Source organism: Allostigmatella hybrida (genome assembly GCF_020103775.1).
GTDB lineage: Bacteria > Myxococcota > Myxococcia > Myxococcales > Myxococcaceae > Hyalangium > Hyalangium aurantiaca.
Map to the genome: position 1 here is coordinate 57138 of NZ_JAHXBH010000029.1, position 12938 is coordinate 70075.

The 12938-nt window shown below is 71.0% G+C and carries 7 protein-coding genes; 4 read left to right on the forward strand and 3 right to left on the reverse strand.

Features of this window, described 5'->3' with window-relative positions:
- Window positions 1-181: 181 nt before the first annotated feature.
- The 3 genes from KY661_RS30725 to bglX all read right to left on the reverse strand — a co-directional run bounded on the left by KY661_RS30725 (window position 182) and on the right by bglX (window position 4303).
- Window positions 182-1093 (reverse strand): quinone oxidoreductase family protein, encoded by a 912-nt coding sequence (locus tag KY661_RS30725; protein ID WP_225413586.1) that lies wholly within the window; start codon window positions 1091-1093, stop codon window positions 182-184.
- 27 nt (window positions 1094-1120) lie between these two features.
- Window positions 1121-1924: a GNAT family N-acetyltransferase gene (locus KY661_RS30730; RefSeq protein WP_225413587.1), complete on the reverse strand. Its 804-nt coding sequence runs from the start codon at window positions 1922-1924 to the stop codon at window positions 1121-1123.
- Between the two features lie 66 nt (window positions 1925-1990).
- Window positions 1991-4303: a beta-glucosidase BglX gene (gene bglX / locus KY661_RS30735; RefSeq protein ID WP_225413588.1), complete on the reverse strand. Its 2313-nt coding sequence runs from the start codon at window positions 4301-4303 to the stop codon at window positions 1991-1993.
- A 327-nt stretch (window positions 4304-4630) separates the two neighbouring features.
- Here bglX and KY661_RS30740 point away from each other — a divergent pair, with 327 nt between their 5' ends.
- From KY661_RS30740 to KY661_RS30755, 4 genes are all read left to right on the forward strand, one after another.
- Entirely contained in the window at window positions 4631-6712 is a 2082-nt protein-coding gene (locus KY661_RS30740) for a M20/M25/M40 family metallo-hydrolase (protein WP_225413589.1), read from the forward strand.
- A 764-nt stretch (window positions 6713-7476) separates the two neighbouring features.
- Window positions 7477-8265 carry a DUSAM domain-containing protein gene (locus KY661_RS30745; protein ID WP_225413590.1) on the forward strand — a complete coding sequence of 263 codons (789 nt, stop codon included), beginning with the start codon at window positions 7477-7479 and terminating at the stop codon, window positions 8263-8265.
- Between the two features lie 87 nt (window positions 8266-8352).
- Window positions 8353-9432, forward strand: coding sequence for an alpha/beta hydrolase-fold protein (locus tag KY661_RS30750; protein ID WP_225413591.1), 1080 nt, complete (start codon window positions 8353-8355; stop codon window positions 9430-9432).
- A 66-nt stretch (window positions 9433-9498) separates the two neighbouring features.
- Window positions 9499-12921, forward strand: coding sequence for a WD40 repeat domain-containing serine/threonine-protein kinase (locus KY661_RS30755; protein WP_225413592.1), 3423 nt, complete (start codon window positions 9499-9501; stop codon window positions 12919-12921).
- Window positions 12922-12938: the final 17 nt, after the last annotated feature.

The following is a 12938-nucleotide window of genomic DNA, read 5'->3' on the forward strand; positions in this document are numbered from 1 at the left end:
ACGAGCCTCCAAACAGGGGCTGAAGCGCGTGCGAGTCCTCGACCTGCGTGTCAAGCTACGCCGCAGCGGCGGCATCCTCTTGATTGATCAACCTCGGAGCGCCCAGCCGCGACGAGCTCTTCGAGCGCTACCAGCAGGTGGAGCGGATGCTCACCTTCCGCTTCAGCTGAAGCGCTGCGGTCTACGGCACGAGCACCACGCGCCCTCGCACCGCCCTCTCTTCAATGAGCGCATGGGCGCGCGCCGCCTCGGCAAGCGGGAGCACCCGCGTGGGCGGCGGTGGGAGCCGCAGGCGGATCAGCTCCTGCGTGGCCCTGCGCAGCACGGTCCCATCGAGCGTCTCGGTCGAGTAGCCGGTGAGGGCGCGCCCGTCGAGCAGGCTCCAGACATCGAAGGCCACGTCGCCCCCGGCCGCCGCGCCGACGATGCAGTAGCGGCCTTCCGGGCGCAGCGCGGAGACAAGCGTGGGAAAGAGCGGCCCCGCGACGCTGTCCAGCACCGCGTCAGCGCTCCCGGGCTGCGGCGCCGGTGAACCACGCTCCAAGGCGATGACCTCCGCGCCCAGCGCGCGGCCAATCCCAGCCGCCACGGCACCAACGCCGCCCGTCGCCCCTGAGATGACGAGCGTCTTGCCGCCCAGGGGGCCCAGCCTTCGCATGCCCTCGATGGCCGTCACGCCGGCAAGCCCGATGGCAGCGAAGGCCACGGCGTCCAGACCAGCCGGCAACGGCGCGAGCACATTGGCCGGGACGGTGAAGTACTCGGCGTAGCCGCCATCACGCTCCGCCCGCACACCGCCGAAGCCCTGCATCGCCGTCCAGGCGCGGTCCCCCACGGCGAACTCGCTCACACCGTCCGCCACCTCGACAACTTCGCCAACGGCCTCCAGCCCCGGCACGTAGGGAAAGCGCGGCTCCCTCAGGATGGGCCACTGGCCGGCACGGATCTGAAGATCCGAGTGGTTGACGGCCGAGGCGAGCGTGCGCAGCCGCACCTCGCCGCGGACGAGCGGCGCGAGCGGGATCTCCTCGACCCCGAGGACTTCCGGCGGACCGTTCCGCCGCATCACGACCGCACGCGATTTCGTGGCCATGGGGCTCAACCTCTCCCAGGGGGTGGCTCAGCGTCCAGGACTTCGAGGCGAGTACAGCCCGAAGCGCGTCACTTCCCGGTAGCCCAGGCGCTGGTAGACCGGGAACCCCGCCAGGGTGGCATGCAGCGCCGTCCGCTCCAGTCCCCACAGGCGCTTCGCGTCCTGGAGCGCCAGGCGGATGAGCGCCTCCGCGTACCCCTTGCCCTGGAAGTCCGGCCGCGTGGCCACGTAGCCAATATAGGCCACATTCCCCAGCCGCAGCACCGCGGTCGAGGCCACGTACTGTCCCTTCTCATAGCCCAGGTACCCCCGGCTCTCGCCCTGGAAGAGGGCGGGAATGGCGAGGGACTGCCGGGCCGTGTCCAGGGACGCGCCATAAGCCGCCGCGTGAATGTCGGCGATGTGCTGGGCCCCCTTCGCATCGGTGACGAACCGGAGGTCCAACGCGGGCAGGGGCCGGACGGGGGGCGCGAGCTGCTCGGCCACCATGCCCACGGACTCCATGGCGAGCGCCAGTCCGCGCTGGTCGCACAGCCCAGTGGCCCGGGAGCGCAGGGGCGGCGGCAGCCAATCCCACGCGAGCGCGAACATCCACGCGAGCCCGCGCGGCGTGAAGTAACCGGCCGCCGCATCCAGCGCCCCCGTCAGCCCCGCCTCGGTGCCCTCCGGCTCGGGCTGGAAGGCGATGTTCATGATGGACCAGGGCACATGGCATGCGGCGATGAGCACCCCGGGTTGCTGGACGATCTCCCCCTTCGGACAGGCGCGTGCGTAGAACTTCCAGGCTTCGTGAAACAGGGTGTTGGATTCGAGGACATCGGCGGTGGACATGGCTCGCTCCGGTCGGACCTCCTGAGCGAACCCCACCCGTCCATGCCGGCGAAATGCCCCGGGGGCTCACTCCATCATGAAGTCGACATGTGCACGGGCCTCGGAGCTGTCGCCCACCCACACATCATAGTGGGTGCCCGGCTCCACGACGCGCTCCGAGCGGGCATTGACGAAGGAGAGCTCCTCGAAGCCCAGTGGGAAGACCACCTCCCGGGCCTCCCCGGGGGCCAGGTGCACCCGCGCGAAGCCCGCGAGCTGGCGCACGGGCTGCGCGGTGCTCGCGCCCCTCACCTGAAGGTAGAGCTGCGCCACCACCGTGCCCTCCACCGCGCCCGTGTTGCGCACCTGGGCCGTCACCTGGAGCGCCGCGCCCTGCCGAGGCACCGCCGCCGCCTTCAGCCCCTTCGCGCTCAGCGCGGGCGCCGAGAACGCGAAGTCCGTGTACGAGAGGCCATACCCGAACGGGTAGAGCGGCGCGTTCTGCTCATCGATGTAGCGGGAGATGTACTTGTTCTCCGAGGCCGTGGGCGGGCGCGTCAGGTCCGCGGCCCCCGGCGGACGTCCGGTGCTGAGCTGGTTGTAATAGAGCGGCACCTGCCCCACGCCGCGCGGCAGCGTCACCGGCAACCGGCCACTGAAGTTGACCGCGCCCGAGAGGAGATTGACCAGGGCATTGCCCGCCTCGATGCCCGGGTACCACGCCTCCACGATGGCCCGGGCGTGCGCCTGCAAGCCCGTGAGCACGAGCGGGTGGCCGTTGAACAGCACGAGGATGACGGGCTTGCCCGTGGCCGCCAGCGCCGCGAGCAGCTGCTCCTGGTTGCCGGGCAGGCCCAGCGACGTCCGGGAGGCGGCCTCTCCCGTCATGGACCACGCCTCCTCGCCCAGGGCGGCGATCACCACGTCCGCGGAGGCGGCCGCCTTCACCGCCTCCTGAAAGTCCTCGATGCCTTGCGAGAGGATGCCCGTTCCCTTCGCGTACACCACCCGGCCCTTCCACCGGCGCTCCAGCGCGTCCCGCAGGGTAACGTGCTCCCGGGCATCGCCCCGGGCCGGCCAGCAGCCCATCATGTTGATCCGCGAGTCCGCCAGCGGCCCCACGACGGCAATCCGCTGGACCGAGTCCCTCAGCGGCAACACGCGGCCCTCGTTCTTCAAGAGGACGATGGACGCCTCGGCCATGCGCCGGGCCTGCTCGCGCGACTCCGGGGTGGGCTGGGGAGGCTCGGCCGTCTCGTCCGCATAGGGCCGCTCGAACAGCCCCAGCGCGAACTTCACGCGCAGCACGCGGCGCACCGCCTCGTCCACCACCGCCTCGCTCACCTGGCCCGAGCGCACCAGCCGGGGCAGCTCGGGGGCATAGAGGTTGCCCTCCATGTCCATCTCCACGCCGGCCGTGAGCGCCTGGCGGGCCGCCGCCGCGCCATCCAGCGCGGTGCCGTGGTTCACCAGCTCCTGGACGGAGTTCCAGTCGCTGACCACGAAGCCGTTGAAGCCCCACTCCTGCCGCAGGATGCCGGTGAGCAGGTACGGGTTGCCCGTGGCGGGCACGCCGTTGAGCGTGTTGAAGGAGGACATCAGGGTCGCCGCGCCCGCCTCGACCGCGGCCTGGTAGGGCCGCAGGTACACCTGGCGCAGGCTCACGTCCGACAGGTCCACCGAGTGGTAGTCCCGCCCCGCCTCCGCCGCCCCGTAGGCGGCGAAGTGCTTCACCGAGGCAGCCACCGCCGTGGGCGCGGCCAGCGACGCGCCCTGGTACCCCCGGACGTAGGCCCGCGCCAGGGCGGCGCCCAGGTAGGGGTCCTCTCCCGAGCCCTCCACGATGCGGCCCCAGCGCGCATCCCGCGCGATGTCGGTCATCGGGGAGAACACCCAGCGGATGCCATCGGCGGCGGCCTCCGTGGCGGCCAAGCGCATGGCCTGCTCCACCAACGCCGGGTCGAAGCTCGACGCCATGCCCAGCGGCACCGGAAACAGGGTGCGGTGGCCGTGAATCACGTCGAAGCCAAACAGCAGCGGAATCTTCAGGCGGCTGTGCTCCACCGCGAGGCGCTGCAGCCGGTTGGTCTCCTTCGCCCCCACGAGGTTCAGGAACGCGCCCACCGCGCCCGCGCGCACCATCTGCTCGTGGTCCGCGCGGCCCGTGCCCGGCCCCGTGGGCACGCCCTGGGAGTACTGGGCCAGCTGCCCCACCTTCTCCTCCAGGGTCATCTGGCGCAGCAGCGCCTCCACCCGCGCGTTCAGCTCCGCCCCGGCCAGCTCCGCGTTGGACGGGGCCCGCGCCGGGGGCGTCTTGCCCGCACACGCCCCAAGGGCGACGGCCAGCACCAGGCCCATCCCCCCCGTCCATCCCCCGTGCCCTAGGCGTTGCTCCTTCATGTCGGTCGGCTCCCTCCGTGGCTCACGTCATTGGGGACTCAAGCTTCCCCTGGAAATTCCGCTCCACCCGGCAAACAGTCCGTTTTAACGGATTGACTCCCTGCCGGTTCCCCCGGACGATTGGACCCCCGGACACTCCCGCCCGCCCGGCCCGCGCCGCGGACAATCACCCTTCCGTGCATCTTCCAGGACGTCTTCCCTCCTGTCTTCTCCGTCCACCGCGAGACTTCTCTCCGGGGGCGGATGACTCTTCTCGCAGTCACGTTACAGTCTGCCTGGACCTCTGGCCTGCTGCTGGAGAGGTCTTCACCGGTTGGAGGTATATCCATGAAGCTCAAAGGTCTTGCCCCGGCAGCTCTGCTGCTGTGGGGTGCTGCTCCCGCGCTCGCGCACGGCCCCGCCATTGCCCGTCCCATCCAGCAGCCCGCCGAGGACCGGGAGCTGTGGATTACCCTGGCCACGGACTCGCTCGATGAGGTGCAAGCCACGCTGCGCGCCTCGGGCATGGCGCCCGCCACCCTGCCGCGCACGCAGAACAACGTGTCGATGATGAAGGTGCGCGAGTCGGCGCTCTTCCGCATCTCCGAGATGATGCACGAGCGGTACAAGCGCTGCGCGGGCTTCCTGGCCCACGAGACGGAGGCGGAGGCCACCGAGGCGATGAAGCGCGCGGGCGCCCCGGAGCTGCCCTACCTGACCGCGGTCGACTACACGCTGAACAACGCGGACACGGCGAACGCGCTCATCGGGGACCTGCACGAGCCGAACGTGCTGGCCACCATCACCACCCTGTCCAGCTACCCGACGCGCTACTACAAGTCGGCCTCGGGCGCCGAAGCGGCCCTGAAGCTGAAGCAGATCTGGTCGGACTTCGCCGCGTCCCGGCCGGATGTCACGGTGGAGGAGTTCGTCCACACGAACTACAACCAGCGCTCCATCATCCTGACCATCCCGGGCACCACCCAGGCCAGCGAGGTGGTGGTGCTGGGCGGGCACCTGGACTCGACGGTGGGCTCGAGCGGCTCCAACCCGAACGCCCCTTCGCCCGGCGCGGATGACGATGCCTCGGGCATCGCGTCGCTCACCGAGGTGATTCGCGCGGCGCTGGCCCAGGACTACCGGCCCGAGCGCACGGTGAAGTTCATCGGCTACGCGGCGGAAGAGGCGGGCCTGCTGGGCTCGCAGGACATCGCCAAGCGGCACAAGAGCCAGGGCATCAACGTGGTGGGCGTGCTCCAGCTGGACATGACCAACTACAAGGGCACCGCCAGCGCCGACGTCGGCCTCATCACCGATTACACGAACCTGGCGCAGAACACGTTCCTGCGAAACATCATCGGCACGTACACCTCCGAGCTGAAAATCCTCGACACCAAGTGCAACTACGGGTGCTCGGATCACGCCTCGTGGCACGGCCAGGGCTTCCCGGCGTCCTTCCCCTTCGAGGCCACCTTCGCTGACAGCAACGACTACATCCACACGGCGAACGACACGCTGGCGCAGAGCGGCAACAACGCGAACCACGCTCTGAAGTTCTCGAAGATCGCGGCCGCCTACATGGCGGAGCTGGCCAAGGGCACGGTGCAGAGCACTGTGGGGGACATCCAGGCGCCCACGGTGGCGCTCACGGGTCCGTCCACGGCCGCCCCCCTGTCGGGCCCGGTGACGCTCACCGCCACCGCGTCCGACAACGTGGGCGTGACGCGGGTGGACTTCCTCGTGGACGGTGCCGTGAAGGGCTCGGACACCACCGCCCCCTACAGCTTCGTCTGGGACACGGCCACCGTCCTCAATGGGACGCACACCCTCTCCGTGCAGGCCGTGGACGCCCGGCAGAACGCGGGCACGGGCACCCCCGTCTCGGTGGTGGTGAACAACCCGAGCACCGTGGCGGAGCTGCACCCCGCGCTGAAGGCCCCCGCGTGCACCGCGGTGAGCGCCAAGTGCGACTCGGGAACCCTGCTCGTGGGCCGCGGCACCCTGGGGCCCGAGCGCAACGCGCCCAACACGGTCAACAGCTCGTGCGCGGATCAGTCCTCGGGAAGCTTCCACGTGGACGAGTCGAATGACCGGCTCGTCGTGTCGACGGTGGACGGTTCGCCGTTCGCGCCGGGCAAGACGGTGAAGATCGAAGCCACGGTGTGGGCCTACGCCAGCAGTCCGTCCTCGGACAAGCTGGACCTGTACTACGCGGCGGATGCCAACGCGCCGGTGTGGGTCTCGCTGGGCACGCTGACGCCCACGAGCGGCCGGGCGCAGACGCTGACGAAGACCTACACGCTGCCCTCGGGCGGCGCGCTGCAAGCGGTGCGGGCGCGCTTCCGGTACGAGGGGAAGGTGGAAGTGTCCGCCTGTGGCCTCACCAAGTACGACGACCACGACGACCTGGTGTTCGCCGTCACGAAGTAAAACGCTGGGGACATGTGACTTCCGGCACATGTCCCTGTCAGCGGCGGTCTGTAGAGTGAGGTTCATCGGCGGTGGCTTCCGCCGGTCTGTGTCCCCCTCCCTCTCGTCTCCTCTTCAGGAGAAGGCCAAGAGCAAGGGTACCCGTTCACGGGTCATCGTGTGGGTTGTCTGAGACGTGCTTGCATCTCGGGGAGCCGTCCAGAGCAGCCGCGCAACATGAGGCGGTCTGTATCCCCCGCTGCCCCACGTTGCCGTGAACGGGTACCTTTCTCACCCATGGAAGCCGCGAAACCACCGGCCCGCTTCTGGGCACCTGGGTTGCTGGGGCTGCTCCTCGGGCTGATGGGCGGCTGCGCCCCCGGGGTCCACGCCACCGCCCTTCGGCCGTCCGCGCCACCCGTCTACCTGGCACCGCGCACCTGCTGGGACACGGTGAGCTGCTGTGTCGAGAGGAACCCCTTCACGGCGCTGGAAAGCTGCGGAGCGGACCCCGTCCGGGCGGCCAGCATTCTCAAGACCCTGGCCGAGGCTTACGCGGTCCTGGAAACCCCTCCAGAGAGCGAAGCAACAGAGGCCTCGCAAACCGAAGCAGCGGCGCAACCGATCCCGAGATGGCGGCAAAAGTGCATCATGACGTACGTGCAGTGCGTCGATAAGAAGTGGAACGCCAAGTGCGATGACTGCCTGCGGACCTGTGTAGGCCAGCGGAAATGGCCGGAAGACAGGTGCCCCAGTCCGAAGAACCAGCATTAGAAAGTGGCTCCATGAGCAACAAGACCGGCTGGGCCGCCCTGGAAGCGCTGGCTCAGCGCGTGTTGGACCAGGGAGAGCCCTTGGAACTCACGGCCAGCGTACGCGCCGTGTTGCGGCGGTCTGCCCGAGACGTCGCCATCCCCCTTCAGGACATCCAGCAAGCGCTGCGCAGCCCGCGCACGTCCAAGGCGTTGCTCCGGAAGGTACACAAGCGCATCGAGGAGGGGGCTTGGCGGTTGATGGTGGCGGAGCACCGCGCCCACCGCCTACAAGATGCAGGGGACCTGGAGGGAGCCCGCCGGCAGTTGGAGCGGGTACTCACGGTCGAACGGGTACCGCGCTACCGCAAGCAGGCGGAAATCCTGCTGGCCCAGATCGTCCGGCTTCAAAGAGCCGCGAACCATGGGCGCGTGGATCCGAAGCTCTCCGACCGGTCTCAGCTTGCGTGCCTTCTGTACCGCATCCAGCAGGGCAAGCCGCTGAAGCTGACCGGGGACATGCGCTCCTTCCTTCAACGTGCCGCCGCAGAAGTGGCCTTCGGCGAGGCCGAGACAGCAAAGGCCCTGGCGAGTTCCCAGAGCGCAGAGACCTTGCTCCGGAAAATCATGGCCCGCCTGCGCAATGGGTCAAAGCGGCTCGAACGCGCCGTCTCGCGAATGCTGGACCTGCGGGAGGCGGGCGACCTGGAAGGAGCACGTCAGCAGATGCGCGACGTACTGGCCGTGGAGACCGTGCCGATGTACCGCCAAGCCGCCGAGGAGAACTTGGCGGGCCTGGATGAACCGCTCCCGGCATCGTGACCTCCAACGTTTCAGCAGGAAACGGCCCGGGCTTGCCCGGGCGTCACGGACTGTCCCCGGCAGGCGCCTCGTGAGAGAAGCCCCCTCATGGACAGCCACCTTCTGAAAGAGCGGGCCCTCGCCGAGGGCTCGCCCATCATCGACTCCCGCTCCGCCACTTTCGTCTGGCGCGGTCCCCAGCGCGTCTTCGTCTCGGGCGACTTCCAGGACTGGAGCGAGCCCCTCCCGCTGGAGCGCGTGGGCCCTGGCCTCTGGGCCCGCACCCTCGAGCTGCCCCACGACGCCTACGTCGAGTACGCCTTCACCGATGCCAAGGGCAAGCGGGTGAAGGATCCGCTCAACCCGCTCCTCGTCGACAACGGCATTGGCGGCCGCAACCACTTCTTCTACATGCCCGGCAGCGCCCCCACCCCGCTGGGCCACCGCGCGCGGGGCGTGCCCCGGGGCCGCGTCACCCGCCACAAAGTGGAGACCTCCGAGTTCGCCATCGGCACCTCGCGCCAGGTGGTGCTCTACCAGCCGCCCGTCTCCGCCCCCTGCCCCCTGGTGGTGGTGCTCGATGGGCTCGACTACCTGAAGCTCGCCAGCCTCACCACCGTGGTGGACAACCTCATCCACACAGGCCGCATCCGCCCCGTGGCGCTCGCGATGGTGGCCAACGGCGGCTCGGCCCGCACCGTGGAGTACTTCTGCAGCGAGGCCACCCGCTACTTCCTCCTGCGCAAGGTGCTGCCCCTGGCCCACGAGAAGCTCCGGCTCGTGGACGAGCAGCGCCAGCCCGGCGCCCATGGCGTGCTGGGCGCCTCGCTCGGGGGCCTCATGGCCCTGTACATGGGCCTGCGCTCCCCGGAAGTCTTCGGCCACGTGCTCAGCCAGTCGGGCGCCTTCGCCATCCCCGGCGAGGGGGACACCAACGTCTTCCCGCTCGCCCAGGTTCCCCCCACCGCCCCGCTCCAGGTGTGGATGGACTGCGGCGTCTTCGAGCAGCTGCGCGAGGGCAACCAGCGCATGCTCCCCGTGCTCACCGAGGCCGGGCACCGCGCCGAGTACTGGGAGTACAACGGCGGCCACAGCTACGCGGCCTGGCGCGACGACGTGTGGCGCGGCCTCGAGTGGCTCTTCCCGCCCCAGAACCTGAAAAATTCCAGACGGGCTGGAGGTAAATAAGCACCTGCGGCATGCTGGCGGCGTCTCTCCCACCCCTGTCCCCGGTGGGAGGTTGCCGACACCGCCGTGCCGAAACGTCCCCTCATGAGCCCGGCAGAGCTGCCGGGGAACCTGCCTGCCGCCGGGAGGGAGCCCTCACCCCTGGAGACGGCCCTCACCCTGCCGGGACGCACGTCCCCCCCGGCGGTGGACCTGCCCACGCTGCCCCTGCCCGCGCTGGAGGCGGACCGCTACGCGCTGCACGGGGAGCTGGCGCGCGGGGGCATCGGCCGCATCTTCCGCGCGAGGGACCGGCGCCTGGACCGGCCCGTGGCCATCAAGGAGCTGCTCGTGCCCGGCCAGGACACCGAGGCGCGCTTCATCGCCGAGGCCCTCGTCACCGCGCGCCTCCAGCACCCCTCCATCGTCCCCGTCTACGAGGCCGGGCGCTGGCCCACCGGCGAGCCCTTCTTCGCGATGAAGCTCGTGGCGGGCCGCTCGCTGGCGGAGCTCCTCGCCGGGAAGAAGACGCTGCAGGAGCGGCTCGCGCTGCTGCCCCACGTGCTCGCGGTGGCCGAGGCCATCGCCTACGCCCACTCCGAGCGCATCATCCACCGCGACCTCAAGCCGGCCAACGTGCTGGTGGGCGACTTCGGGGAGACGGTGGTCATCGACTGGGGGCTCGCCAAGGACCTGAGCCGCGAGGGCGCCGAGCCGGAGGCGGCCCCGCGCACCGAGCCATCTCCCTCCCAGGACGGGAGCCTCACGCGGCAGGGCACCGTCATCGGCACCCCGGCGTACATGCCCCCGGAGCAGGCCGCGGCCCGCCCGGTGGACGAGCGCGCGGATGTGTACGCCCTGGGCGCCATCCTCTACCACCTGCTGGCGGGCGCGCAGCCCTACGACGGCGGCTCCTCGAACCAGATCCTCGACCAGGTGGTGAAGCACCCGCCCCCGCCGCTCGGGCAGCGCCAGCGCGGGATTCCCGAGGACCTGCTGGCCCTGGTGGCCAAGGCGATGGCGCGCGAGCCCGCCCAGCGCTACGCCACCGCGCGCGAGCTGGCGGAGGACCTGCGGCGCTTCCAGACGGGCCAGATTGTCGGCGCCCACGTGTACTCGCTGCGCGAGCGGACGCTGCGCTTCGTGCGCCGCTACCGCTCGGCGGTGGCGGTGACGGGGGTGGCGCTGCTGGTGCTGGCCAGCGTGGGCACGGTGAGCGTGCGGCGGGTCATCGCCGAGCGGGACCGGGCCGAGCGCAAGCAGGCGGAGGCCGAGGCGGCCCGGAGCGACGCGGAGCGCACGCGGCGGCTGGCCCTGGAGCGGGCCGATGAGCTCACCCTGCTCCACGCCCGGGCCGCGGTGGAGAAGGACCCCAACGAGACCATCGCCTGGCTGCGCAGCCTCTCGCCCCAGTTCACCCGGTGGCCCGCCGTGCGCCTGCTCGCCGCGGAGGCGCAGGCGCGTGGCCTGGCCACCGTGCTGCGCGGCCACACGCAGACGCTGGACGACATGGCCTTCACCCAGGACGGCCGGCGCCTCGTCTCGTGCAGCGACGACCACACCGTGCGCGTCTGGGAGCTGGCGCGGGGCGAGTCCCGCGTCCTCACCGGGCACACGGACGAGGTGTGGCGGCTGGAGCTCTCGCCGGATCACCGCTTCGCCGTCACCGCCAGCAAGGACCGCACCGCGCGCCGGTGGGAGCTGGACACGGGGCAGAGCCAGGTGTTCGCCGGCCACACGGGGCCCGTGGACGGCATCGCCCTCACCCCGGACGGGCGGCACCTGCTCACCAGCAACCGGGGCGATGACTTGCTGCGGCGCTGGAACGTGGCCACCGGCACCCTGGAGCGGACCTTCAAGACGGGGATGGGCCCGCTCGGCCAGCTCAAGATTTCGCCCGATGGGCGGTATGTCCTCGTCCACTCCCTGCGGCAGCCCCGCGCGCAGCTCTGGGACCTGAAGCAGGGCACCTCGCGCACGCTGGAGCACGGGGGCCCCTTGCGCGTCATCGCCTTCTCCCCGCGCGGGGACACCGCGGTGACCGGAGGCGAGGACCAGACCCTGCGCCTGTGGAACGTGCGCACCGGCCAGGCGCGGGTGCTCGGCGAGAAGCTCGGCGTGCTCTGGGCGCTGGCCTACGCCCCGGACGGGAAGTCCCTGGCGGCGGGCACGGCCGAGGGCCACGTGCGGCTGTGGGAGCTGGCCACCGGCCAGGACCGGCTGCTGGGCCAGCACGAAGGGCGCGTCAACCGGCTCACCTTCTCCCCGGATGGACAGCACCTGGCCTCCGGCAGCGACGACCGCACGGCCCGGGTGTGGGAGCCCCGCACGGGCCTGAGCCGCACGCTGCACGGCCACACGAGCGCCGTGCACCTCATCGCCTTCACCCCGGAGGGGCGGCAGCTCGCCGTGAGCGGCTACGACGGCACGGCCCGCATCTACGCCCTGAGCACGACCGCCGGCCGGGTGCTGGCCCGGGCCCAGGCGCCCCTGCGCACCCTGGCGGTGTCCCCCGAGGGGCGGCACCTGGCCGCCGCGGGCACGGACGGCTCCCTGCGCCTCATCGATGCGTCCACCGGAGGCACCCACCTGCTGGAAGCCTCTGGCCCGGAGGGTGCCCGGAAAGCCCCGCTGGCCTTCTCCCCCGAGGGGCAGTGGCTGGCCCAGGGCAGCCGCTCGGGGAAGATTCAGCTGTGGGAGGCCGCCACGGGACAGGCCCTGCGCGCGATGGAGGGCCACACGGCCTCCGTGTCCGCCCTGGCCTTCTCCGAGACCCACCGCCAGCTCGCCTCCGCGGACCTGACGGGCGAGGTGCGGCTGTGGGAGCTGGCCACCGGCCAGGGCCGCGTCCTGGGAAGGCACGCGGGCGCCGTCCAGCGGCTCACCTTCTCGCCGGACGGAAGCCTCCTCGCCTCGGGAAGCGTGGACGCCACGGTCCGGCGGTGGGACTTGCGCCAGGGAGGCTTCCAGGAGCTGCGGGGCCACGAGGACGCGGTGGGCCCGCTGCGCTTCTCCCCGGATGGGCGGCAGCTCGTCAGTGGCGGCATGGACCACACGCTGCGCCTGTGGGACCTGGCGCGAGGCCAGAGCCTCCGGGTGGACGTCAGCGGCAATGGCGTCCTGGAGCTGCTGCCGGCCCCTGGCGGGCAGCTGATCAGCGCCAGCTTGAAGGACAGCATGGTGCGGCGCTGGGAGGGCGGCACGGGCAAGGCCCTGCCCCCGCTGCGAGGACACCAGGGGGACATCACCGGGCTGGCGCTCTCACCGGATGGGCGGCGCCTGGCCTCGGCGAGCGCGGACCGGACGGTGCGGCTGTGGGAGCTGGAGAGCGGCGAGAGCCGGGTGCTCCGGGGACACGCGGCGCAGGTGACGGGCGTGGGCTTCCTGGATGACCAGACCGTCGTCTCCCTCAGCGAGGACGGCACGGTGCGGCTCTGGCCGGACGAGCTGCCCATGAGCCCCAAGGCCCTGCGCGCCTGGCTGGAGCAGGCGGCGGCCCCTCCGCCCTGAAACCACCGGGAGGCAGG